Raw genomic sequence first — 23,762 nt, 5'->3', positions numbered from 1 at the left:
AAATCTAACTAAAAGCAATATGTTAACTTTTTATTTTTGCGTACAAAAAGTAAGCAAAAGTGGAAAATTTATATAAACCCCATCTCTTTGGCTTTAAGAACCAAATCTCTATCACTATTGCTTTTAACATTAAGTTTCTCTTTTAATAAACGACGACGTTTTTCAATACCACTTTTGGTTAATGGTAGTAGCTCTAGAAGCTCTTTCATTTTAGCACCATTAGATAACTCAACTAAAAGCTGTATGTCATGGTCGTCCAAAACTTTATTTTGGGTTACCCGTTTTTTTAAAAGCGCTACAATGGAGTGGCTACAGTAATCACGCCCTTTAATAACATTTTTAATAGCGGTTGTTAATACCTCACCATCCGTATCACTTTTTATCAACAATCCATGAGGGCTTAATTTCTTTATAATATTTAATAACCTAACGGTATCATTTAAGGCTGTAATAGCAATGATTTTGACATTTGGTAATTTTGACTTTATAAACAAACCCAAATCTTCACCTGAATGCATTTTGGTAGTATTACCATCAGGTAGGCTAATATCCAAAAAGACTAAATCAAACTTGTTCTGTGGTAAAATATTGTCAACTAACTTAACTGTTTCATCAATACTCGTAGCGCTTTCAATATTGAATGAAAAGACAGGATGTTCCTTAAAGTGCCATTTAATGGTATTGCTATAACCTTCAATGATCATTGGGTGGTCATCAACAATTAGAATATTAAAAACTTTCTTCATAAGATTATCTTTGGAGCTATCAATCAAATCTTAATAAATGGGAAAGTGATTAAAAATAGAAAAAAATACACAAAAAACATTATTAACCTAAAATTTGTTTTAAGTAAAAACTATATTAGCCATTCAATTTTAGAAAACAAATTGTTTTTTTTATTTTTATAAAAACAGGAAATCAATAATGCTAAAGCAGTATTTACAATTCAAATTATCACAAAAATTATCGCCTCAACAAATTCAGTTGATGAAGCTGATACAATTGCCTACACAAGCTTTTGAGCAACGTTTAAAGCAAGAATTAGAAGAAAATCCTGCACTTGAAAGCGGCAAAGAAAGATCAGATGATTTTGATGATACATTTGATAATAGTACTGATGAGTACAATGATAATGAAAGCATTAATTCAGAAGACATTAACGTTGATGAATACTTAAGTGATGATGAAATTCCTAGTTATCGTACGCAAGCTAATAATTACAGTAGTGATGATGAGGAAAAAAATGTACCCTATGCAGCTGGAACATCATTCACACAATATTTAACCAACCAACTTAATACCTTTAGGCTAACCGATGAAGAACGTGACATTGCCGAATTTCTAGTTGGAAGCGTTGATGAAAGCGGTTACATACGTCGTGATCTTCTTGATATAGTTGATGATTTAGCATTTACCCAAAATGTATATACTGATGAGGCTTCGGTTGAAAAAGTACTGCATAAAGTACACCAATTAGATCCCGCAGGTGTTGGCGCTCGTAACCTTCAAGAATGTTTGAGCATTCAACTACATAGAAAAGAAAAAAACGCTGATACCGAATTGGCTATTGAAATTATTGACACTGCTTTTGAGCAGTTCACTAAAAAACACTACAAAAAACTCCTTCAAAAGTTTGATATCACAGAACAGCAACTAAAAGATGCCATAGATGAAATAGAGCACCTAAACCCTAAACCAGGTGGTTCTTATTCTGGCAATAATAGAATTGTAGAACATGTTGTTCCTGATTTTGCCATTAAAATTGTTGACGGCGAATTAGAGTTAACACTCAATGGCAGAAACGCACCAGAACTTCATGTATCTGCCGAGTATAACAATATGCTAAAAGGCTATAAAGCATCAAAAGAAAAATCAAAATCGCAAAAGGATGCTGTATTGTTTATTAAACAAAAGCTAGATGCTGCTAAATGGTTTATTGAGGCTATTAAACAACGTCAACAAACACTGTTTGTAACCATGAGTGCTATTATGCATTATCAAAAAGAATATTTCTTAACTGGTGATGAACGTAAGTTAAAACCAATGATTCTTAAAGATATTGCTGATGAAATTGATATGGATGTATCAACCGTTTCTCGTGTAGCAAACAGCAAATATGTAGACACGCCTTACGGTACCAAATTAATTAAAGAATTCTTTTCAGAATCAATGACCAATGATCAAGGTGAGGAAGTTTCTACAAGAGAGATTAAAAAAATTCTTGAAACAGTTATAGAAGAAGAAAACAAGAAAAAACCGCTTACAGATGAAGCTCTTGCTAAAATTCTAAAAGAAAAAGGATATCCTATTGCTAGAAGAACAGTAGCTAAATATCGTGAACAGCTTGATATTCCTGTGGCTAGGTTGCGTAAGAAGATTTAATGGATCGTCTTTTTAAATGCATATCGTTGGTTTTTCACCCTGTTTTGATGCCACTTTTTGGGGTGACTTTTTATTTTGCTAAATCACCAAGGTTTATACCAACTCCTATTATACAAGCCAAGATAATATCACTTTTCATTCTTACAGTATTACTACCTATTCTTCTTTATTTTTTATTAAAAACCATTGGGAAAACTAAAACCATTTATTTAGAAACTCCTGAAGAACGTGTTTTACCGTTATTATTAAACTGTATTATAACCTTTTTAATACTATTTAGAGTGCTTCCTAGCACTGAAATCATTGAGCTATACTACTTTTTTGTGGGGATTCTTATATCGTCTTTAGCATGCTTAATATTGGCTATACTCAAATTTAAGGCAAGTATTCACATGATTGGGGTATCTGGTGTTTTTATGTTTTATGTTGCCTTAAGCATTCACTTCAGCATCAATATTATTGGTACTTTAGCGTTAATGTTTATTATAATGGGAAGCGTTGCTTCTTCAAGACTACACCTAAAAGCCCACAATGGAAAAGAGTTGATTATAGGGTGTTTTTTAGGGCTTTTACCTCAACTGATTTTAGTTAATTATTGGTTATAGGATGTAAAATATCAAACCTAATTTTATAGCACTTACATCTAAATTTTTATTATTTATCATAGCATCATCACTAAAAATAGTATTCAAACCATAATAAAAATGTAAGTTCCAGGTATTGTAACCTGCGCTTAAAGTCAGTCCATACTGAAAATCATTCATATCAGACAAATTGGTGTGTTTTATAGCTCCTATATCACCTTTAAACTTATATGTATCTGCTAACACATACCCTAATTTAATACCTGTATAAATACGCCAAAACTTATACTCATTTGCCGTTGATGTTCGCCACCTAAACTCTATAGGTAATTCAACCTTATACATTGTTAATTTATTTTTAGAATAGGATATATCTGAATCACTTAAAATACTATAGTTATAATTACCTAAAGCATCTTTATTAATAAACATATTATTATTAAAAGAGTTTGATGCTAAACCTAGTCCTAAACCAATAGCTACATTTCTACGTTTATTAATAGGCATATCTTTAATAAAACCAAGTAAAACTCCAATTGAAAACCCACTTTGAGAAAGATTAGCTGGTTTATTTACTAGTATATTGTAAGTAACTCCTGCATAAAATTGATCCTCTTTATAAGACGCATACGTTGTCTTTAAAGAATCTGAAACAGCTTTATCATTCAATGTTTCTTGTGAAAAAGAATGCGTGTAAACTAGCGAGAATATAAAAACCAAAAAAGAATATTTCATATAACTAAAAATAATATAACATTTACAATAAAACAAAAGGCGTATTGATTTCTCAAAACGCCTTTGTAATATTTAAAATTAAGATAAAATTAATTATCACTTACACCTTGTAAGGCATCACCTTTTCTGGTTTTATAATTAATTTTAAGAGCATTAACTTCTCGCAATTCTTGCTTAATATCAGAAACAAGTCCCATATTAGTTTCCTTATCAACACTCAAAACGGTTGTTAAGAAAGGAACTTCTTCTTCTCTTTTAGCAGCGCGCTCTGCAGCTATAAAAGCTTTAATCTCATCTACTCCAGCAAATTTATCATTTAACTGAATTCTAGATAATGATCCGTATTGCTTATAACTACTGCTAGGCTTTCCTGCATAAATGTACATAAGTAAATTACGTTTGGCTAACTTTTCTACTTGGTTAGCTGCAGGTAAACGGTTTTCAATTTTCAAAGTGTTTTGACGCATAACCGTAGCCACCATAAAGAAGAATAGCAACATGAATACAATATCAGGTAATGATGCTGTAGATATTGCTGGCAAATCGCCACTTTTTTTCTTTTTAAATTTAGACATAATATTTATTTATCTAATTAGACTTTTTCGGCTCTGCTTCAGAGAACTTTTGAGGAATTAAAACTTTTATTGCTTCAATTTTATCCTTTAATCTTGCTTTGTCTTCAGCTGATGTTCTTGGGTCAGAATACATCTTATCTGCTTCAACATAACCCATATTTAAATTTGGGTAAGCTAATTTAAATTCTCTATCTCGCAACTCATTGTAAGCCGCTATAATTTCATTTTGAACAGCTATATAGGTATCATACCTTGTTAACCTATCATTTTGTAATGAAATAATGGCTTTTTGAAAGTTATCAGAAGATTGCGGGTTACGCTTTCCTTTACATTTCTCACATTTATCTGGTCCAGTTCCTCCTCCATTATCTAAAAAAGCAACAGCTTTTTTACGTAAATCTTTAAGTTTAACAACTTCTCCATCGTTACCATTGGCTTTTAAGAAAAGTTGATTCTTTCCGTTTACGGTTAATTGAAAGATGTTACGCTCCTTAATAATAGGAGGTTCAGTCTCTTCAATTGGAGGCAACTTTCTATTTAAACCTGAATCAATTTCTATGGTTGTAGTAACCAAGAAGAAAATTAACAGTAAGAAAGCAATGTCAGCCATAGAGCCTGCATTAACTTCTGGTGCTGATCTTTTTGCCATAATTATTATTTATTCATTATTTTTTTAACTCCAGAGAATAGCATTGATATTGCTGCTACAACAATTAATATGTAGAACGCTAATAAACCAGCTCCTACCATAGTTGATTCTCCTTCTGTAACTGCTTCTCCATTATATAGGTATTGTGTCGTATCGCCTCCTGACATAGCATAAGAAATAACTAGTATAGCGGCAAAAATACCTACACCTACTAATGTGTTTTTTAATGTTGCTGCATTTGTAAATAGGTTTTTAAATACAAACACTACTACAAACAATATGACTAAAGCCATAATTGCATAAGCAACATATGCGATTGGATCTACTATTGCAGTATCTCCCATAGCAGCATCAGCTTTGATAGCTTCGTCTCCAGCAGAAATAATTCTTACTAGAAAGACAATACCTAACAAACCTAACACGGCTGCTACAATTTTTAAAATTTTATGTAAACTCATAATGTTTTATTGAATTTATGATTATTACTTCTTGTTTCTGATTAACAAGTCCATTAATGTAATTGACGCATCTTCCATATCGTTTACGATACTGTCAATTTTAGCAATAATGTAGTTGTAGAAAATTTGAAGAATAATCGCTACGATAAGACCAAATACTGTTGTTAAAAGTGCTACTTTAATACCACCTGCAACAAGTGATGGTTGCATATCTCCTGCAGCTTGAATCTTATCAAAGGCTTGAATCATACCGATTACCGTACCCATGAATCCTAACATTGGCGCTAATGCGATAAATAAAGAAATCCAAGATACGTTTTTCTCTAATTGTCCCATTTGAACACCACCGTAAGCTACAACAGCTTTTTCTGCAGCCTCGATACCTTCGTCAGTTCTATCTAATCCTTGGTAGAAAATAGAAGCAACAGGTCCTTTTGTGTTTCTACAAACTTCTTTTGCAGCTTCAACACCACCTGATTGTAATGCTTCTTCTACATTTTGAGTCAATTTTTTTGTATTTGTTGTTGAAAGGTTTAAAAAGATAATTCTTTCAATAGCTATCGCTAACCCAAGAATTAAACATAATAAAACGATTCCCATAAATCCAGGGCCACCTTCTATAAAACGTTTTTTAAGTTCTTGGTGGAATGATTCACTCTCTGCTGCTGCTGCTGCATCATCAGTAGCTTCATCTTGAAATGTAGTAACAACAGTTGTAGCACTTGTTAATGCTGTAGTTGCTGCGTTAGCTGTTCCGAATGCCATAAAACACATAATGGCAAGGATAGAAAATAATCTTTTCATTGTTCTTGTTCTTAATTTTATTAGTTAAAGTGTTAAAGATATAAAAAAAATACGATTAAAAAATAAAAATAACTGCAGAGAGGAAGGGATTCGAACCCTCGATACGCTTGTGACGTATACACACTTTCCAGGCGTGCGCCTTCGACCACTCGGCCACCTCTCTGTATTTTAATTTTTTAATACAGTGTAGCAAATAACAAAAAAACTTTTGAAAGCTAAAAATTTTGAAAGTTAATTTTAAGACAATTCTCCTCTTAAACTCGTTTCAAATATGGTTCTGAACGTATTAGAAGCTATATTTTCACCTAATAAATACATAAGTTTTGCAATGGCCGCCTCGGTTGTTATGTCTTTTCCTGAAATAACACCTATGGTTTTAAGCTGTGAGCTAGTTTCGTATTGCCCCATATTGACACTGCCTCCTGAACATTGTGTGACATTTATTACTTGAACTCCTTTTTTTATCAACTGCTCAATCACATCAACAAACCAATTTTCGGTAGTGGCGTTTCCTGCGCCATAGGTTTCTATAACAATACCTTTTAAGTTAGGGTTGTAAACCATACACTCTAAAACAGGTTTTGAAATACCTGGAAACAGCTTTATTAGAGCTATGTTTGTATCAAATGTTTTATGAACTACTAGTTTTTTTCTGGCGTTGGGTTTGTATAAATCATCATAATTTACCTTAATATGAACACCAGACTCTGCTAAATGAGGATAATTCAGAGATTCAAAAGCCTCAAAATGTTCGGCATTAATTTTTGTGGTTCTATTGCCTCTATATAATTTATACTCAAAATAAAGTCCTACTTCTCTAATTACTGGACGGTTTCGTCTTTGTAAAGACGCCATTTGTATAGACGTTATTAGGTTTTCTTTTGCATCAGTCCGTAAATCGCCTATTGGTAATTGAGATCCTGTAAGTATTACTGGCTTGGCAAGGTTCTCTAACATAAAGCTCAATGCTGATGCCGTATAACTCATTGTATCGCTACCATGTAAGACTACAAAACCATCATATGACTCATAATGTGTTTCAATAATTTCAGCTATTTGAACCCAATATTTAGGACACATGTTTGAAGAGTCTATAGGTTCATCAAAAGAAACAGTAGAAATATCACAATCTAAAAGTTTTAATTCAGGGATTCGTTTTAATAGATTATTAAAATCAAAGGCTTTTAAAGCGCCTGTATTGGGATTTTTTATCATCCCAATGGTGCCTCCTGTATAAACTAAAAGTATTTTAGGATTGTTTTCCATACTTATATATTAAAGATATCTTTTGAATTTTGCGTGGTAACTTCAGCTATTTTTTCTTGCGGAAGCTCATAAAGCTCTGACAGTTTTTCTAACACCTTTATAATGTAGGCGCTTTCATTACGCTTACCGCGATATGGTTTTGGTGCCAAATATGGTGAATCTGTTTCTAAAACAATATGCTTTAAATCTATTTGATTTAAAAATTGATCTATTTTACCATTCTTAAATGTAGCCACACCACCTATTCCTAGTTTCATATTGTAGGAAATAGCTTTTTGAGCTTGTTCTAATGTCCCAGTAAAGCAATGAAAAATCCCAAACAAATCATCTGACTTTTCGGTTTCTAATACGTCAAAGATTTCATCAAAAGCATCTCGGCAATGTATTACTATTGGTAATTTATAATGCTTTGCTAATTTTATTTGATGTTTAAAAGCGTCTTTTTGAATAGCCAATGTAGATGTATCCCAATATAAATCGATTCCTATCTCACCTACCGCATAAAAATGACGTTTTGCAAGCATCTCTTCTACATGTGCTAACTCTTTTTTGTAATTTTCTTTTACTGATGTTGGATGCAATCCCATCATTAAAAACACATGGTCAGGAAAATCTTGCTCTAACTGCAACATAGAATCGGTATACCCTGAATCTATTGCTGGGATAAAAAAACGTGAGACATTATTATCTATAGCACGTTGAATCATTGCTGCTCTATCATCATCAAAAGCGTCACTATATAAATGTGTATGTGTATCAGTTACTATCATAAAGCAAAAATAAAAAAGTCATCAGCAACCTGATGACTTTTTTACTACTATTTGTATAATATGTTTAATCTAACTTTTTGATAAGCTTTTGTGCTTGTTTATAGTCATCTGCGTCTTTAGGTAGGGTTTGAAGTATTTTTAAACAAGCTATATTATCTTCTTGTTTAAGCTTACTTAATGCCAAATACCAAGTAGCTTTATTACGATATACTGATGGCGAAGCAATTATGTTTTCAAAAACAGCATCAGCTTCATCAAAACGATCTAGCTCTACGAGAGCCACAGCATTATAAAGTTTTAACTCAAGGTTGCTTGCATCGGTTTTTATTAATTCTGAAAAATACTTATTAGCGTTTTGATAGTTTTTATTATTGAAAGCTGTTTCAGCTTTTGTTAATACATCTTGTTGTGAACCTCTTACGGTTAAACTTATTGATTCATAATTAGCATAATCATCATAAACTGGATTTGAAAATTGCTGACCAATAAAAAATCCTATAAATAAAATAGCTGCTGCTGCCACAGAATAATACCAAGGATTTATACGCTTTACCTTGTTTTTGGCAACTGCTTTGTTTTGAAAATATGTATTTGAAACCGATTCTAGATTCGTTTTAAAAGCCTGATTTTTTTCATCATTCTCTATATGATGTTTTAAAAATTTAGAAGCGTTTTTATAGCTTTCAAAAGCCAACTTCACATCTGCATCAGTGCTTAAGCGTTTTTCAAAAGCCAACTGCTCTTCAGGTTTTAAATCACCTGTTAGGTATGCTTCAAATGTTATATAATCTTGTTCTTGCATGATTACTGTTTTAGGTTTTGATACTTGGGAGACTCTTGAACCATTTTAGTTAGTTTACCTATGCATAAGGATTTCTTTTTTCTGGCATAGGCATAGGTAACTCCTAGACTTTGAGCAACGGCTTCCATTGATTTAATTTTAAAAGTTGCTTTTAATAAATCTTTACAAGCTTGCCCTAACTTTTGAAACATCTCTGTAAAAAGATGATGTTGTTGTTCAAACAAACTGCTTTCAAAGGCAAGTTCTTGAGCATCGTCATCTTTAGATAATACTTCTTCATTAATTGTTACCTCTTTATTGTTTGTTTTTTTTAATTGATTGAGCCATTTACGCTTACACAGTAAAAAAAAGTAAGCATCAAAAGGACATGTTAACTGCAAGCCTTTTTCATTTGCTTGGTTATAAATAGTTATTATTGTTTCTTGAATAATATCTTTTGCTTGGGATACATCACCACTATTCTGCTTAATATAGTTTATCACTTTTGGTGCAAACTTATCATAGATGGTTTGTATGACAAACGTGTTGTTTTGTACCAACCCATCTATATATTTCTGGTCTTCGTGAATTTTTTTTTGGCTCATGAACCCTTGTATTTTCTACTAATTTAAAAAAACTTTCAATTAAAAGGGTAACAAATTTAGAATGGTTTTGATATAAGGGTGTAACAGCAAAACTGTTGCATTAAAAAAAAAAGAAACTCAAACTCAAAAAACATTAAAGTCATGAAAAATTCAATTTTAATTATCGCTACAGTAGTTTTTACTTTTCTTAATGTAAACGCTACAAATGAAAAAATGATCCTTAACACTTCTAATGAAGTGATAGAAATCACAAAAGATAAAATCGTAAAAGTTTATGATTGGACAGTAAAAACAAACAAAGGCACTTATTCTGGAACATCGCTAAATCTAGAACACGCCAATAATATGATAACGCTAGTAAGCTCTGGAGAAATCATTTTAGAAAAAAAAGTAGAAAGCTTCTTTATGCTTAATAGCGAAGTAAAAAACAAGGAAAAGAGAAATTACTTTTGGGAAGTAACAAGTACCAAAGGCTATGCTAAAGGTTATTCATCTTCAGAGAAAGATGCTCACAAAATGATAAAACTTGTAGCATCTGGCGACATTATCACTTCAAAAATAATTTTCAGTCAGCCAAGACAATAAATAACCTTTAACAACATACAACAGGGTAACAAAATTGTTGCCCTGTGTATATAAACATGAATACTAATATAAAACCGTATTAATTATGAAAAATTCAATTTTATTTCACAACCCATTAAAACACTTTAATGCTGTGAGCAAAACATTAAAAACCTTATTTGGAACCCTACTTGCACTGATTATATTAAGCAGTTGTAATGCAAATGATGATGCTGGCTCTATTTACATTGGTAGCAATGCACCAACATCTCAAGAATTTGAAAACATTAGAGAGCAAGCATTAGAAAATATTAAACAAAATTTTCAATTTAATGCAGACGACGGGTTCATCACGTTAACGTCAGATAATAATGTTACCATTTCTATAAACGCAAATTGCTTAACAAAAAATGGCAATCCAGTAAGCGGTATGGTAGATTTAGAATACATAGAGATTTTCAACAAAGGGAACATGTTTACCACAAACAAACCTACCATGGGCATTATGCCAAATGGAGACAAAGCCCTATTAATTTCTGGGGGCGAATTTTACCTAGAAGCTACACAAGATGATGTTGTTTTAGCTACTAATTGCCAAATACAACTTAATGTTCCTGCTAGTTTAACAGGTGGTCCAGATAACGACATGAGCTTATGGACTGGCGAAATTGACGAAGATGGAAATCTTGCTTGGAGAGAAGCTGAAGATGTTACTGGACAAGGTGGCGTTTTTGCTGAAGGAGGCGAATATTATGCATTTTTAGATAATTTTGGATGGACAAATATTGATCGATTTTACAATGATCCTAGACCAAAAACAACCATTTATGTGCAAGCGCCATTTGGTTACGATTATGAAAACAGCGCTGTTTATTTATCTTATGATGGAGAAGATTCTGGACTTGCTGCTCTAGATACTTATGAAAGCGGTTTGTTTAGCGAACATTATGGACAAATTCCTATAGGATTAGAATGTCATGTGATTTTTGTCACTGAACTAGATGGCTTATGGAGATATGCTATAAAATCTGTAACCATAGCTGAAGATGATATTATAACTTTCACCCTTGATGAAACAAGCACAGCAACAGAAGCAGAACTGATAACAATTATAAATAATCTGCCTTAATTTAACCTTGAGAAAAGCGGCGGCTATTATTGCCGCCGCTTTTTGTATTTTAGCTGTAACCATAACCTCAACGATATGAAAACACTATATATTACAATTGTTGTTTTTTGTTGTTTCTTTTCTGTTTATGCTCAAGAAACAATAACAAATGATTCTATCTCTAGAATAGCCACAATAAAGCATCGTATAGAAGGTACTCATGTTGAGTTTACTCCCGAAACTCCAACGCTAGAACAAATAGCTGGTGCGCCAAAAGCATTTTACTCCTATTATTGGGAGTTTGGAGATGGCACTTACAGTAAAGAAAAAAACCCAAAACACACATATAAAGCCACAGGCGATTACAACATTAAATTCTGGGCAACAAATAATTACGATACCGGAAAGCCACCAACTACAAGACCCAAGAAAATAAGTGTAACTCAAGCAGACCCTTCTTATCTTGATGAAACCTCTATGACCGAAGATTTTACCCTGCAACGTAATAGAGAACCAATGCCTAATGAAGAAATTGCGGTTATTATGAGTTACAGAAATTATCTAAACTACACAACTAATGGCAAACTATACATATTCTACAACGAACAAAAGTACAAGGCCAACAACTTTGAAATTACTGATGTAAGAGCTCATCATGGTGAAAAACAAATATCTACAGAAGGTTTTGTTTACACCAATACTATAGACAATACTGAAAACACCTTACTTGCTTCAGCAGAAAACAATTTACTACAACTCAAAGCAAAACCTCAAGACACAACCATAAAAACAAACCTTCCATTAACACTAGAGGCGTCTAAACTTTACTATAAAGACTGGAATCTTTTTGAATTCGACAATATGAAACCTAATGAAGAACGCAACGTATTCTTCACAATGAGAACACCACCAGAAATGCTAAAAGACACAAGTGCTATTATTTCTATTCGTGGTGTTTATGTTCCTGACGCTAATTATGACAACCATAAAGTAAAAGATATGGAGATGGAAATTGTTACATCTCACGACCCGAATAAGATGTCTAGCAATGGTACGTTTATGAATTATAGACTTGTTAGATTTAAAACTTTAAAATATAAAATAAAATTTCAGAATAATGGCGAAGGCCCAGCAAGAACCATAAGGCTAGAAACTGATATTCCAGAGATGCTAGACAAATCAACAATTGAGGTAAAAGACATGTACCCAAAATGTAAAATATGCCCTAAAGAGGAAGTTCGCTATAGCTGTCTAGACACAACTTTTACTGATACGCAAGCTATTTTTACATTTAAGAATATATACCTTCCCGGAAGCGAACAAAAAAATGTAAAAGAATATGATTCTACTAAAGGTTTTGTAAAGTACACCATTAAGTTTGCTAAAGATTTTCATAAGAAAAAAACCAAAAGTAGAACAGCTATTATTTTTGACAAGAATGAACCAATAATCACTAACTATTCTACTACCAGATTTGTTCCTGGATTATCTATTGGTGTTAAAGCAGGGTATAATTCATTTTCAGATTTAAAAGATTCTGAAAGCTACTTTTTTGGAGCCACATTATCACCTTACAAATCCTATCGCTGGTATTGGCAAGTAGAACTGTTAAATAGTTTTCATCGTTATAAAGATGACACAACCGTTCAAGAGTCTTTCACTGATGGCCCTCAAGGTTTTCAGTTTTTACAGCGTACTACAACCAATACTAGCTATGAGAATATAGATTGGGAAATCCCTGTACTTGTTCGCTACAACATAAATAATTTTATTGGCGTTGGCGCAGGCTTGCAAGGCATGCTCACAATAAGTGAAAAAACATCGCAATCACAATTGGTTGAAAATTTTGAAGGCACAGATCCTGATGCTCCTATTTTTGAGTCGTTAGAGACAAGCTCTGAAAATTCAGAATCCTTTACAAATTTCAAAACCGGATTATTGCTTGATGTCACTGCTGGATTTGCTAGAATTGGTCCAAGTGTTGGCGCACGTTATGTTATCAACTTTAAAGAAAATTATAACTACTGGCAGTTATATGCTATCTGGAAATTTTAATCTGATGCAAAAGGCGTTAGTCATATTTATCACCTTTTTAAGCTTTACTTGTTTTTCTCAAGATTTAGAAGAACAAATATACGTGGCTACAGAGACTTTTATTGCTAACAAAAATCCTGAAACATTTCTAGAACTAAACAAACAGGAAGCGCTTTTCTTAAATAAAGTCACGACTAAAGACGAACAACTTGCTTTAATTTTTTTATTGTGCAACAAAGCGTTCTACCAAAAAGACATTAACAAACAAAATGATGCTATAACCACTTATGAAAAAGCATGGAAGCGTTACAATGATTTTAAAATAAGTACCATTTCTGATTATGATATTATAGAATATTGTTTAAAACCATTAGGAAATTTATATACCAAAACTAATGATTACACCAATGCTGAAAACACCATAAAACAATACATTGCTATCGCTAAAGCAAAAAACAATATGGATCAGGAAATTTCTGGGATTATTAATTTATCTGCCTTGTATCAAGCTTTAGGAAAACATCAATCAGTTTTAGCTTTAATAGAGCAAACGCATCAAATTTCAAAAATCAAAAGCGCTCAAAAGGAAAAACTACAACGCTTAAAAGCAACAAGCAGCCTAGCGTTAAACAAAAACTTACTATCTAATGATATTGTGCTTCCTAATTTTAACGTGTTACATAATAAACATCAAGTTGCTTACGAAAGTGCTTTGAGGTCGCACGATTACAAATCGGCATTAAAACACTTTAATCTTTTAAACGCTTATTCTAAAAAAGACACGCTTTCGGTTCGTCAACTGGCAAAAAAGCAACTTGAAAAAGCGCAATTACACTATTTGCTTAATGAAAAAGACAAAGCTAACACCAGTTTACAATTGGCTTTAAAACTTTTACTTCCTAACCATAAAAAAAATAGTATTCCTAAACCCACAAGCTTATATACTGAAAATACTTTTATAGATATTTTTGATTTTTTAGCAAGGCTTGAACCCGATTCGAAAAAGGCATTGGCTTATTATGATTTAAGTTTTTATGTCTCGAAATTACTAACTAAAAACATCACTTCGCAACAAGCCAAAATAACCAACCAAGCCATTAATAGAAAACGTAGCGAAAGCTGTATTGATTTGCTGTTTTATAGCTATCAAGAAAATTCTAAATCAATATATTTTTATAGCGCTTTGCAATATGCTGAAATGAATAAAGCATCTGTTTTAAAAGATAACTATGTAAAGCAATCGTTGCTTGAAAAACATCCTAATGATTCTTTATTACTTAAGGAACAACAACTTTTAAAAACACAAGAACTACTTACTAGCAACTTAATAAAAAAGCAATTAGGTTATGAGGCTACTAAAAATGATAGTTTAAACAAACAACTACTAGATGTAAGCATTGCCTTAAAAGCTGTTCAGAAAGCTATTGAGCACACTTATCCAAATGCAACAAGCATCATAAATATTGAAAAGCTTCAAGAACAACTAAAAACAGATGAGGCTATTCTTGTTGAATATTTTTATGGTAGCCAAGCCATTTATCAGTTTATTATTTCAGAAAAACATATTGATTTTATTAAAATACCGTTGCAGGAAACCACTCAAAACTCATTGGTGAATTTTATTCATTTATTTGATAATGCTTCTGCTATAAACAATAATATAAAAGCATATACAAGTGTAGCCTTTACTGCTTATAATATATTAGGAATAGAAAAAATGTCTTCCAAAGAAAATTTAATTATCATTCCTGATGGACTACTTAACTTTTTACCTTTTGAAGCATTACTAACCAAGGAAACTTTGACAACCAGCTTTACAAGCATGCCTTTTTTGGTAACATCTCATAATGTGGTTTATAATTCTAGCATTGATTTTTACTTAAACAATAAACAACTACCAACTCAAGAAAAAAATATACTAGGCATATTTCCTGTTTTTGAAAACACAAGTCAGCCACTTACCTATTCTATATCTGAAGCTAAATCGTTAGAAAAACAAACAAAGGCAACTCTTTATATGCACGATGAGGCCACCAAACAACAATTTTTGAATTCGGTTGCCGAATACAACATGCTACACCTGTCTACACATGCCACAAGTGGCGATTTCATAAATCCTGCAAGTATTGCTTTTTATGATGAACCTATGTTACTAAATGAACTATATAGTTTAAACATAAAACCAAATTTGGTTGTATTAAGTGCTTGTGAAACTGGTGTTGGAAAACTACAAAAAGGAGAAGGTGCTATGAGTATAGCACGTGGCTTTCAATATGCTGGCGCGAAAAACGTTTTATTCTCATTATGGCAAATAAATGATGCGTCTACCACTGAAATCATGAATCGTTTTTATAAAGTTTTTTCTAAAAATCACGCTGTAAGTTATGCCAATAGGCAATCAAAACTATTATATATAAACGATGCATCTATCAGCAACTTAAAAAAATCTCCTTACTATTGGAGTGCCTTTGTTTACTATGGTAGTATATCAAAACCTCAAAAAACATCTTATGTTATTTATTATATAATAGGGATTTTTCTGGTTTTAATTATTGTATTTTTGATAACAAGAAAAAGAAGAAAACATGAGTGATACAGGTATTACAAAAGATGTACCTCTGAAAGATTTTTTATTAGAAAAAGGCTACACAAAAATTAAATTACATCTGACCAAAACCAATCATTTTGAAATAAAAGCTAGTATAAATGGTGTTAAAGGATTGTTTATATTAGACACAGGCGCATCAAGCTCTTGTGTTGGTTTTGAAGCTATTAATACATTTAAACTTAAAGCTAAAGATTCTGAAATTAAAGCTGCTGGAGCTGGTGCTATTGATATGTTAACCCAAATTTCAAAAAAAAACCAATTACGTATAGGTAAATGGAAAAAAGACAAAGTTGCTTTAATTCTATTTAATTTAACTCATGTAAACACAGCTCTTACCAATCATAACTCAAAACCAGTTGATGGTATTATAGGAGCTGATATACTAAAAAAAGGAAAAGGAGTTATAGATTATGAAAAAAAATACCTATATTTAAAATTGTAGTATAATTCTTTCTGGTTATCTTTATAAAAAATTCTTCACAGCTATTAATTCATGCAAAATTCTATTATCATAGCAGACGATCATCCGCTGATGTTAAGAGGTTTAAGTGACTTTTTAAAATCTAAAGGCTATAATATAATTGGTAGTGCTAAAGATGGTAAAGAAGCTTATAATCTTATTGTAAAACTAAAACCAGATATTGCTATTCTAGATATAAGAATGCCTTATAAAACTGGACTTGAAGTTGCTGAAGATTGTAAAAAAAATGGCATCCCTACCAAAATCATCCTTATAACGTTTGATAAAGGTGAAGACTTATATGATAAAGCTAAAGAACTAAACATCTTTGGGTATATCCTTAAAGAATTTGCCATTGAAGAAATTGAAACATGTTTAACTCATGTCAATAATAATGAGTCTTACTTTAGCGAAGAAATAGCTGATTACCTTAATGCAAACACCAATTCTAGACCAGAGATATTAGATATGCTCTCTAAAACCGAATTGAAGATTCTACATCTAATTTCAAAAAACAATACAGCAAAAGATATTGGCGATATACTTTCAATATCTAATAGAACTGTTGAGAAGCATAAAAGTAATATTATAAAAAAGCTTGATATACCTCCTATTCAAAACAGTTTACTTATCTGGGCTAAAGAAAATCAGGAGTTCTTAAATTAAATTACGTAACGTTACGTATTTCATAACCATTTGTTTTACAGTATATTTACAGTATTATTTTTAGTAAAAGGGTTGTTAATTAACAACATACATCTAATAATTAAAAACGATATATTATGAAAAGCAAATTCAACTTATTTCATTCATTAATAATAACTACTTTCATTTTTATTATTGTTGCTGTTGTTTTCCTAAACATTATTGTTTTTTTCAAATAATACCTAATCACTTTTATACAAAAATACGTAACGTTACGTATTGTCCACTATTCATACTTTATAGACATTTGCTGTTCTATTAATTAGTTCTTAGGGAGAACAAAAAGGTCTTAAACACACTTGTTGTTTAGGGCCTTTGTTTATTTAAGACCTTTGTTTTCTGTAAAAAATACGTAACGTTACGTATTGTTTTAATAACATTCTTTAGTGATCTTTACAGTGCTATTAATCAAGTAATTTTATAAAGGGAGTTACAGGCTCTGTACTAGAAATTAGTGCAGAGTCTTTTTTAACAAAAGCATTGTATCTCTCAAAATCAGATAAATTATTCAATCATGGATGATAAAAACTCATTAAACAAATTCTTTATTGTAGGATTAGTTGTATTAGTTATCATTGTTATATCAATAAACATTTTTGTTAATTTCTTTTAGTTAGTTATTACCAAGAAAAAAGCGCCACTTATTTAAGTGGCGCTTTCTTTTTATAAAAATTATAGTTTTTAGCTATTATAGTTCTAGAGCTTTCTTAACATCGTTATTCATTAATAACTCAACTGGGTTTTCAAGTGCTTCTTTAATTGCAACTAAAAATCCAACAGACTCCCTACCATCAATAATTCTGTGATCATAAGATAATGCTAAATACATCATTGGGTGAATTTCAACTTTACCATCAACAGCAATTGGACGCTCAATAATATTGTGCATTCCTAAAATACCACTTTGTGGTGGGTTGATAATTGGTGTAGATAACATACTACCAAACACACCTCCATTAGAAATTGTAAATGTACCACCTGTCATTTCATCAACAGTAATTTGACCATCACGAGCTCTTAATGCTAAACGTTTTACTTCAGCTTCAACACCTCTAAAGGTTAAGTTTTCAGCATTTCGTATTACTGGAACCATAAGTCCTTTTGGTCCTGATACTGCTATACTAATATCGCAGAAATCGTAAGAAATCATTTCTTTTCCATCTATCATAGAGTTAACAGCTGGATATTCTTTTAATGCTCTCACTACTGCTAGAGTAAAGAAACTCATAAACCCAAGACCTACACCATGCTTTGCTTTAAACGCTTCTTTGTATTGTTTACGCAATTCAAAAATAGGTGTCATGTTAGCCTCATTAAAAGTGGTTAACATCGCTGTTTCGTTTTTAGCAGATACTAAACGCTCTGCTACTTTACGACGTAACATTGATAGTTTAGAACGTGACTCTCCACGGCTTCCTCCTGTTGGAGTTCCCATAGATGGTTTTGCGTTTACAGCATCGTCTTTGGTTACTCTACCGTCTTTACCTGTGCCTTGTATTTGAGAAGCATCCATTCCTTTTTCAGCTAAAATCTTTTTTGCTGCAGGACTTGCTGTTCCTGTTGCATACGTTTTGTTCTCTGCAACTGGTTCTGCTTTCTTTTCTTCAGTTTTAGGTGCTTCTTCTTTTTTCTCTTCTTTTGCAGGTGCATCAGATCCTTCTGGTTTTGCTGCACTTGTATCAATTAAACAAACCACTTCACCTACTGCAACTGCATCACCTTCTTCTGCTTTTAAGGTAATAGTTCCGCTAGCTTCAGCTGGAAGTTCTAGAGTTGCCTTATCACTATCTACTTCAGCAATGGCCTGATCTTTTTCTACATAATCACCATCTTGCACTAACCATTCTGCAATTTCTACTTCTGTAATAGATTCACCTGGTGAAGGTACTTTCATTTCTAAAATCATTGTTCTATAATTTTATATTGTTGGATTGTTTTTATCGTTGATTATTTTTTGTTTTGTCAAAGACATAGTCTATCACTTCTTGATGACGTTTTTTAGAACGCACTGAACTTCCGGCTGCTGGTGCACCATAAGCACGACGAGATGCTGCTCTAAATGTTTTTGCTTCTTCAAGATGCATTAAGATATGACTATAAGCTCCCATGTTTCTTGGTTCTTCTTGAGCCCAAACAACATCATTAGCATTTTTATATTTACTTAATATATCTTTTATTTCTTGCTCTGGTAATGGGAATAATTGCTCTATTCTTACTAAAGCAACATCGTCTCTACCTAATTTCTCTTGTTCTTCAAGTAAATCGTAATAGAATTTTCCTGTAACAAATACTAAAGTTTTTACTTTATCTGCATTTGCATTTTTATCGTCTATTACCATTTGGAAACTACCGTTTACAAACTCATCAACTGTTGATACACATAGTGGATGACGTAATAAACTTTTTGGTGTAAACACAATTAATGGTTTACGGAATTTTGCTTTTACTTGTCTACGTAATAAATGAAACATGTTAGCAGGTGTTGTACAGTCTGCTACATACATATTATCTTTTGCACATAGTTGTAAGTAACGTTCCATACGTGCTGATGAATGCTCTGCACCTTGACCTTCATAACCATGAGGCAATAACATTACCAAACCATTTTGAAGTTTCCATTTATCTTCAGCTGCAGAAATATATTGGTCTAGCATAATTTGAGCTCCATTACTGAAATCTCCAAATTGTGCTTCCCAAATGGTTAAGGTTTTAGGGCTTGCCATAGCATAACCATAATCAAAACCTACCACACCATATTCTGATAGTAGTGAGTTATAGATAAAGAATTTTCCTTGTTTATCACTCAACTGATTAAGTAATACAATTTCTTCTTCGCTATCTTCTACTTTTACAACGGCATGTCTGTGAGAGAATGTACCACGTTCTACATCCTGACCAGATATACGAACATCGTGACCTTCTTCTAGTAAACTACCATAAGCCAAATGTTCAGCCATTGCCCAGTCTAACTTGTTTTCATCAAACATAGTTTGTCTGGATTGTACTAAACGCTCTATTTTACGTATGAATTTTTTGTCTTTTGGTAATGATGATATAACCTTTGTGATTTTTTCTAACCCTTCTTTTGAATAGGTTGTATCAATTGGTTTCATCATTTTATCTTCTTCAACAGTAATATAGTCTGTCCATTCATTTTGCATAAATGGTGTAATTACTGTTTTATCCTCTTTACGAGAATCTTCTAAATCGTCTTCTAATTTAGTTTTATAATCTTGTTCTAATTTTAAAACATGATCCTTATCTATAACGCCTTGCTCAATTAGTTTTGCAGCATAAATATCTCTTGGATTTTTATGCTTTGCAATAGCTTTGTATAATAATGGTTGTGTAAATTTTGGTTCATCACCTTCGTTATGACCATACTTTCTGTAACCAAGTAAATCTATAAATACATCGCGTTTAAATTGCATTCTGAAATCTAGAGCAAACAACATGGCATGTACTACAGCTTCAGCATCATCAGCATTTACATGTAATACTGGTGATAAGGTTACTTTACCAACGTCTGTACAGTATGTACTTGAACGACCATCAAGGTAGTTTGTAGTAAAACCTACTTGGTTGTTTACTACAATATGAATGGTTCCGTTAGTTTTGTAACCTTCTAATTGTGCCATTTGAACCACTTCATAAACTAATCCTTGTCCTGAAATAGCGGCATCACCATGTACCACAATTGGTAATACTTGTGATGGGTTTTCTGGGTACTTATCGTCTTGTTTTGCACGTGTTATTCCTTCTACAACAGCGCCTACTGTTTCAAGATGTGAAGGGTTTGGTGCAATATTTAAGTTTATCTTATTTCCGTTTTCGGTTTCTCTATCGCTTGTCCAACCTAAATGGTATTTAACATCGCCATCAAAAACTTCTTGTTCGTAATCTTTACCATCAAACTCACTAAAAATATCTTTAGCAGATTTCCCAAATATATTTGTAAGGGTGCTTAAACGACCACGATGTGCCATTCCCATAACAAACTCTTTAACTTCATATTCAGAAGCTCTTTCTATAAGCGCGTCAAGTGCTGGAATTAAAGATTCACCACCTTCTAAAGAAAAACGTTTTTGGCCTACATATTTTGTGTGTAAGAAATTTTCAAAAGAAACCGCTTCGTTCAATTTTCTTAAAATATGCTTCTTTTGATCAGTGCTAAACTTTGGTTGATTATCGTTTATGTTAAGTTTTTCCTGAATCCATTTTATTTCTTCAGGATTTCTAATGTACATATATTCAACACCTATGGCATCACAATAAATGTTTTCAAGGTGTTTAATGATTTCACGTAAAGTTTGTGCACCTATACCTAAAATTTCTCCAGCATTAAAAACAGTGTCTAAATCAGAATTTGATAATCCAAAGTTTTCTAATGCTAATGTTGGTGCATATTTTCTACGCTCTCTAACTGGGTTTGTTTTTGTAAACAAATGCCCACGAGTTCTGTAACCGTCTATAAGTTTTACTACTTGAAACTCTTTTTGAACGTGTTCTGGTATTTGTGTAGAAACACCTTCTATAACCTCGCCTTGCATGCCGTAGCTTTCACTACCAAAATCGTAACCTTGAAAAAAGGCTCTCCAACTTGGCTCTACAGAATCTGGGTTTTGTAAATATTGTTCGTATAAATCAGCAAAGTATGCTGTATGTGCTGCGTTTAAAAAGGAATATTTATCCATAAATAATTTAAAACTGAATAGTTCAGACAAAATTTATACAAAAGTACAACTTTTACTAAAATTAGATATGCTTTTATTATTTTTATAACATAGTGTTTATATGTAAATAGTGAATTATGAAAAATGTTCTTGATTTATTAATAAAAAAATGGTTGTTTGGTGTTTTATTTTGCTTGTTTTCAATAACCCTTAATGCGCAAAACGAACAACGTGATTTTTGGAGTCATGTTCGTTTTGGCGGAAGTCTTGGTTTAAGTTTTGGAGACGGTTTTTTTAGCGGAACATTAGCTCCAAGCGCCATTTATGAACTGAATCAATATGTTGCTCTTGGCGTGGGACTTAATGGCACATATAGTTCTAGAAAAAATTACCATAAATCTACAATTCTTGGAGGTAGTCTTATTGGACTTTTTCGCCCTATTAACGAGCTTCAGCTTTCAGCAGAATTTGAAGAACTTCATGTTTCCAGAAACTGGGATAGTAGATTAGCAATTCAAGATGAAGATTATTGGTATCCTGCTTTGTTTATTGGCGCTGGATATCATGCTCAAAATGTTACAATAGGCATACGTTATGATGTGCTTTATGATGACAATAAAAGCATTTATGCTAATGCTTGGATGCCATTTGTAAGGGTATACTTTTAAGAATATTGCTGTCTAAACCAGACTTTTTGCCACTCTCTTACTAATATTAAAAAAGCAACATTTTCAGCTAGTTGTAGTGTGTCGTTTCCGTCTAGTTGTTTTATTTTTTCTTCAGAAACATCTATGATGTAAAGTAGGTTTAAATAATCAGCAAATTTTTCTTGAATGAGTTTATATATGGTTTCGTGTAAAATTAACTTTAAACTCGTTGGAGGTATTTCGTCATCAAAATCTAAATCAATATTTGCATAAAGAAAGTCTTTATTGATTTGCTTGATAAGTTTTCTATACAACTCATGCTTGTTAGCCTCAAGTATTAATGCATCAAATGTTTCTGGTAATTGCATTATACATTTCTATTCATTAACTCTTTACCAAATGTTTTTAAAACAGCTTTTTTGTCGGCAGAAATATTTAAGCTCTCTAAAACATCAAAAGCTTTATTGGTATACTTTTCAATCTCTTTTTTTGTTGCATCCGCAGAACCACTTGATAAGAAAAACCGCTTTACGTCTGTAATTTTATCTGTTGCGTCTGTAGGGTTTATACCAAATAAATGCTGAAGCTGTATTTTGTCTTCTTCAGATAAAAACTCTATAGCCTTTAAATACAAATATGTTTTTTTGTTTTCAATAATATCACCGCCTACTTGCTTTCCAAACGTTTTTGGGTCTCCAAAAGCATCTAGGTAATCGTCTTGTAACTGAAACGCAATACCAAGGTTTTTACCAAAATTATAAATACCTTCTTGATCTTCTAAAGAAGCATTAGCAACAATAGCTCCCATTTGCATTGCTGCTCCTACCAGCACAGCTGTCTTGTATTCTATCATTTTTAAATACTCTGCAATGGTAACATCATCACGTGTTTCAAAATCTATATCATATTGTTGTCCTTCACAAACCTCTAACGCTGTTTTACTAAACAGCTTTGCTAATGCCTGAAATGTCATGGCATCATAATTTTCAAACAGTTGATATGCCATAATTAGCATAGCATCTCCAGAAAGAATGCCGGTGTTTATATCCCATTTTTCATGTACAGTTTCTTGACCTCTTCGCAAAGGTGCATCATCCATAATATCATCATGAACTAATGAAAAATTGTGAAAAACCTCAATACTTAAAGCCGCATCTAGCGCCTTTTTATAATCACAATTATAAACCTCTGATGCCATTAATGTTAAAACAGGTCGCAAACGTTTTCCTCCCAATTTTAATATATAGTTTACAGGATCATACAAGCTTGCCGGCTCTCTATCTTTAGAAAAGCCTTCTAAATACGCTATAAACTCTCTTTGATAATCTTCTACTTTTTGCATGAAACAAAAGTC

General features: G+C 32.3%; 23 protein-coding genes and 1 tRNA gene. 9 read left to right on the top strand and 15 right to left on the bottom strand.

Going from position 1 to position 23,762, the window contains the following annotated elements; translation table 11 throughout:
* Positions 1 to 68: 68 nt before the first annotated feature.
* The gene (locus ABD690_RS04655) at positions 69 to 746 is read right to left on the bottom strand and encodes a response regulator (RefSeq protein WP_344727603.1); all 678 of its coding nucleotides are present in this window, start codon (positions 744 to 746) and stop codon (positions 69 to 71) included.
* A 178-nt stretch (positions 747 to 924) separates the two neighbouring features.
* Between ABD690_RS04655 and rpoN the strand changes: the two genes are divergently transcribed.
* Both rpoN and ABD690_RS04645 read left to right on the top strand, forming a co-directional pair.
* On the top strand, positions 925 to 2,382 hold the full coding sequence (rpoN, locus tag ABD690_RS04650) for an RNA polymerase factor sigma-54 (RefSeq protein WP_344727601.1): 1,458 nt from the start codon (positions 925 to 927) through the stop codon (positions 2,380 to 2,382).
* A gap of 47 nt (positions 2,383 to 2,429) precedes the next feature.
* Positions 2,430 to 2,987: a hypothetical protein gene (locus ABD690_RS04645; RefSeq protein WP_344727598.1), complete on the top strand. Its 558-nt coding sequence runs from the start codon at positions 2,430 to 2,432 to the stop codon at positions 2,985 to 2,987.
* On the opposite strand, the gene ABD690_RS04640 is transcribed toward ABD690_RS04645, so the two are convergent.
* The 10 genes from ABD690_RS04640 to ABD690_RS04595 form a co-directional block, all read right to left on the bottom strand.
* Positions 2,982 to 3,701: a porin family protein gene (locus tag ABD690_RS04640; protein WP_344727596.1), complete on the bottom strand. Its 720-nt coding sequence runs from the start codon at positions 3,699 to 3,701 to the stop codon at positions 2,982 to 2,984. The two genes, ABD690_RS04645 and ABD690_RS04640, sit on opposite strands and share 6 nt — an antisense overlap.
* A gap of 89 nt (positions 3,702 to 3,790) precedes the next feature.
* On the bottom strand, positions 3,791 to 4,276 hold the full coding sequence (locus ABD690_RS04635) for an ExbD/TolR family protein (protein ID WP_344727592.1): 486 nt from the start codon (positions 4,274 to 4,276) through the stop codon (positions 3,791 to 3,793).
* 13 nt (positions 4,277 to 4,289) lie between these two features.
* Entirely contained in the window at positions 4,290 to 4,925 is a 636-nt protein-coding gene (locus tag ABD690_RS04630) for an ExbD/TolR family protein (protein ID WP_344727587.1), read from the bottom strand.
* 5 nt (positions 4,926 to 4,930) lie between these two features.
* Positions 4,931 to 5,383: a hypothetical protein gene (locus tag ABD690_RS04625; protein ID WP_344727583.1), complete on the bottom strand. Its 453-nt coding sequence runs from the start codon at positions 5,381 to 5,383 to the stop codon at positions 4,931 to 4,933.
* Between the two features lie 24 nt (positions 5,384 to 5,407).
* Positions 5,408 to 6,187: a MotA/TolQ/ExbB proton channel family protein gene (locus ABD690_RS04620; RefSeq protein ID WP_344727579.1), complete on the bottom strand. Its 780-nt coding sequence runs from the start codon at positions 6,185 to 6,187 to the stop codon at positions 5,408 to 5,410.
* 75 nt (positions 6,188 to 6,262) lie between these two features.
* A tRNA-Ser gene (locus ABD690_RS04615) sits at positions 6,263 to 6,350 on the bottom strand.
* A gap of 74 nt (positions 6,351 to 6,424) precedes the next feature.
* Complete coding sequence (locus tag ABD690_RS04610; RefSeq protein WP_344727574.1) at positions 6,425 to 7,453, bottom strand: asparaginase; 1,029 nt, start codon at positions 7,451 to 7,453, stop codon at positions 6,425 to 6,427.
* Positions 7,454 to 7,455: 2 nt separating this feature from the next.
* Positions 7,456 to 8,223 (bottom strand): TatD family hydrolase, encoded by a 768-nt coding sequence (locus tag ABD690_RS04605; protein ID WP_344727572.1) that lies wholly within the window; start codon positions 8,221 to 8,223, stop codon positions 7,456 to 7,458.
* A 64-nt stretch (positions 8,224 to 8,287) separates the two neighbouring features.
* Positions 8,288 to 9,025: a tetratricopeptide repeat protein gene (locus tag ABD690_RS04600; protein ID WP_344727570.1), complete on the bottom strand. Its 738-nt coding sequence runs from the start codon at positions 9,023 to 9,025 to the stop codon at positions 8,288 to 8,290.
* A gap of 2 nt (positions 9,026 to 9,027) precedes the next feature.
* Entirely contained in the window at positions 9,028 to 9,609 is a 582-nt protein-coding gene (locus ABD690_RS04595; protein WP_344727568.1) for an RNA polymerase sigma factor, read from the bottom strand.
* 141 nt (positions 9,610 to 9,750) lie between these two features.
* Here ABD690_RS04595 and ABD690_RS04590 point away from each other — a divergent pair, with 141 nt between their 5' ends.
* From ABD690_RS04590 to ABD690_RS04565, 6 genes are all read left to right on the top strand, one after another.
* Positions 9,751 to 10,194 (top strand): hypothetical protein, encoded by a 444-nt coding sequence (locus ABD690_RS04590; protein WP_344727566.1) that lies wholly within the window; start codon positions 9,751 to 9,753, stop codon positions 10,192 to 10,194.
* An 85-nt stretch (positions 10,195 to 10,279) separates the two neighbouring features.
* Positions 10,280 to 11,302 carry a hypothetical protein gene (locus tag ABD690_RS04585; protein ID WP_344727564.1) on the top strand — a complete coding sequence of 341 codons (1,023 nt, stop codon included), beginning with the start codon at positions 10,280 to 10,282 and terminating at the stop codon, positions 11,300 to 11,302.
* 75 nt (positions 11,303 to 11,377) lie between these two features.
* A complete protein-coding gene (locus ABD690_RS04580) occupies positions 11,378 to 13,336 on the top strand; it encodes a DUF7849 domain-containing protein (protein WP_344727562.1) in 1,959 nt (652 codons plus the stop codon).
* Positions 13,227 to 15,908 (top strand): CHAT domain-containing protein, encoded by a 2,682-nt coding sequence (locus tag ABD690_RS04575; protein WP_344727560.1) that lies wholly within the window; start codon positions 13,227 to 13,229, stop codon positions 15,906 to 15,908. The genes ABD690_RS04580 and ABD690_RS04575 overlap by 110 nt, the downstream gene beginning before the upstream one ends.
* Positions 15,901 to 16,365: a retropepsin-like aspartic protease gene (locus tag ABD690_RS04570; RefSeq protein WP_344727558.1), complete on the top strand. Its 465-nt coding sequence runs from the start codon at positions 15,901 to 15,903 to the stop codon at positions 16,363 to 16,365. The genes ABD690_RS04575 and ABD690_RS04570 overlap by 8 nt, the downstream gene beginning before the upstream one ends.
* 51 nt (positions 16,366 to 16,416) lie before the next feature.
* Complete coding sequence (locus ABD690_RS04565) at positions 16,417 to 17,049, top strand: response regulator (protein WP_344727555.1); 633 nt, start codon at positions 16,417 to 16,419, stop codon at positions 17,047 to 17,049.
* Between the two features lie 727 nt (positions 17,050 to 17,776).
* Here ABD690_RS04565 and odhB read toward each other — a convergent pair.
* The gene (odhB, locus tag ABD690_RS04560) at positions 17,777 to 18,994 is read right to left on the bottom strand and encodes a 2-oxoglutarate dehydrogenase complex dihydrolipoyllysine-residue succinyltransferase (RefSeq protein ID WP_344727552.1); all 1,218 of its coding nucleotides are present in this window, start codon (positions 18,992 to 18,994) and stop codon (positions 17,777 to 17,779) included.
* Positions 18,995 to 19,025: 31 nt separating this feature from the next.
* Complete coding sequence (locus ABD690_RS04555; RefSeq protein ID WP_344729295.1) at positions 19,026 to 21,782, bottom strand: 2-oxoglutarate dehydrogenase E1 component; 2,757 nt, start codon at positions 21,780 to 21,782, stop codon at positions 19,026 to 19,028.
* Positions 21,783 to 21,898: 116 nt separating this feature from the next.
* Here ABD690_RS04555 and ABD690_RS04550 point away from each other — a divergent pair, with 116 nt between their 5' ends.
* The gene (locus ABD690_RS04550) at positions 21,899 to 22,429 is read left to right on the top strand and encodes an alpha-ketoglutarate decarboxylase (RefSeq protein WP_344727550.1); all 531 of its coding nucleotides are present in this window, start codon (positions 21,899 to 21,901) and stop codon (positions 22,427 to 22,429) included.
* On the opposite strand, the gene ABD690_RS04545 is transcribed toward ABD690_RS04550, so the two are convergent.
* Positions 22,426 to 22,776, bottom strand: a complete 351-nt coding sequence (locus ABD690_RS04545) for a hypothetical protein (RefSeq protein WP_344727548.1) — start codon at positions 22,774 to 22,776, stop codon at positions 22,426 to 22,428. The two genes, ABD690_RS04550 and ABD690_RS04545, sit on opposite strands and share 4 nt — an antisense overlap.
* Positions 22,776 to 23,750: a polyprenyl synthetase family protein gene (locus ABD690_RS04540; protein WP_344727545.1), complete on the bottom strand. Its 975-nt coding sequence runs from the start codon at positions 23,748 to 23,750 to the stop codon at positions 22,776 to 22,778. The genes ABD690_RS04545 and ABD690_RS04540 overlap by 1 nt, the downstream gene beginning before the upstream one ends.
* Positions 23,751 to 23,762 lie beyond the last annotated feature (12 nt).

This window comes from Corallibacter vietnamensis (assembly GCF_039537875.1).
GTDB classification, from domain to species: Bacteria; Bacteroidota; Bacteroidia; order Flavobacteriales; family Flavobacteriaceae; genus Corallibacter; species Corallibacter vietnamensis.
The sequence above is the reverse complement of the archived record's forward strand: the minus strand, read 5'-3'. Positions and strand labels throughout refer to the sequence as shown.

Bases quoted from the DNA above. Each gene is read 5' to 3' on its own strand.
- ABD690_RS04655 (WP_344727603.1), bottom strand. From the start codon at position 746: ATGAAGAAAGTTTTTAATATTCTAATTGTTGATGACCACCCAATGATC.
- rpoN (WP_344727601.1), top strand. From the start codon at position 925: ATGCTAAAGCAGTATTTACAATTCAAATTATCACAAAAATTATCGCCT.
- ABD690_RS04645 (WP_344727598.1), top strand. From the start codon at position 2,430: ATGCCACTTTTTGGGGTGACTTTTTATTTTGCTAAATCACCAAGGTTT.
- ABD690_RS04640 (WP_344727596.1), bottom strand. From the start codon at position 3,701: ATGAAATATTCTTTTTTGGTTTTTATATTCTCGCTAGTTTACACGCAT.
- ABD690_RS04635 (WP_344727592.1), bottom strand. From the start codon at position 4,276: ATGTCTAAATTTAAAAAGAAAAAAAGTGGCGATTTGCCAGCAATATCT.
- ABD690_RS04630 (WP_344727587.1), bottom strand. From the start codon at position 4,925: ATGGCAAAAAGATCAGCACCAGAAGTTAATGCAGGCTCTATGGCTGAC.
- ABD690_RS04625 (WP_344727583.1), bottom strand. From the start codon at position 5,383: ATGAGTTTACATAAAATTTTAAAAATTGTAGCAGCCGTGTTAGGTTTG.
- ABD690_RS04620 (WP_344727579.1), bottom strand. From the start codon at position 6,187: ATGAAAAGATTATTTTCTATCCTTGCCATTATGTGTTTTATGGCATTC.
- ABD690_RS04610 (WP_344727574.1), bottom strand. From the start codon at position 7,453: ATGGAAAACAATCCTAAAATACTTTTAGTTTATACAGGAGGCACCATT.
- ABD690_RS04605 (WP_344727572.1), bottom strand. From the start codon at position 8,223: ATGATAGTAACTGATACACATACACATTTATATAGTGACGCTTTTGAT.
- ABD690_RS04600 (WP_344727570.1), bottom strand. From the start codon at position 9,025: ATGCAAGAACAAGATTATATAACATTTGAAGCATACCTAACAGGTGAT.
- ABD690_RS04595 (WP_344727568.1), bottom strand. From the start codon at position 9,609: ATGAGCCAAAAAAAAATTCACGAAGACCAGAAATATATAGATGGGTTG.
- ABD690_RS04590 (WP_344727566.1), top strand. From the start codon at position 9,751: ATGAAAAATTCAATTTTAATTATCGCTACAGTAGTTTTTACTTTTCTT.
- ABD690_RS04585 (WP_344727564.1), top strand. From the start codon at position 10,280: ATGAAAAATTCAATTTTATTTCACAACCCATTAAAACACTTTAATGCT.
- ABD690_RS04580 (WP_344727562.1), top strand. From the start codon at position 11,378: ATGAAAACACTATATATTACAATTGTTGTTTTTTGTTGTTTCTTTTCT.
- ABD690_RS04575 (WP_344727560.1), top strand. From the start codon at position 13,227: ATGTCACTGCTGGATTTGCTAGAATTGGTCCAAGTGTTGGCGCACGTT.
- ABD690_RS04570 (WP_344727558.1), top strand. From the start codon at position 15,901: ATGAGTGATACAGGTATTACAAAAGATGTACCTCTGAAAGATTTTTTA.
- ABD690_RS04565 (WP_344727555.1), top strand. From the start codon at position 16,417: ATGCAAAATTCTATTATCATAGCAGACGATCATCCGCTGATGTTAAGA.
- odhB (WP_344727552.1), bottom strand. From the start codon at position 18,994: ATGATTTTAGAAATGAAAGTACCTTCACCAGGTGAATCTATTACAGAA.
- ABD690_RS04555 (WP_344729295.1), bottom strand. From the start codon at position 21,782: ATGGATAAATATTCCTTTTTAAACGCAGCACATACAGCATACTTTGCT.
- ABD690_RS04550 (WP_344727550.1), top strand. From the start codon at position 21,899: ATGAAAAATGTTCTTGATTTATTAATAAAAAAATGGTTGTTTGGTGTT.
- ABD690_RS04545 (WP_344727548.1), bottom strand. From the start codon at position 22,776: ATGCAATTACCAGAAACATTTGATGCATTAATACTTGAGGCTAACAAG.
- ABD690_RS04540 (WP_344727545.1), bottom strand. From the start codon at position 23,750: ATGCAAAAAGTAGAAGATTATCAAAGAGAGTTTATAGCGTATTTAGAA.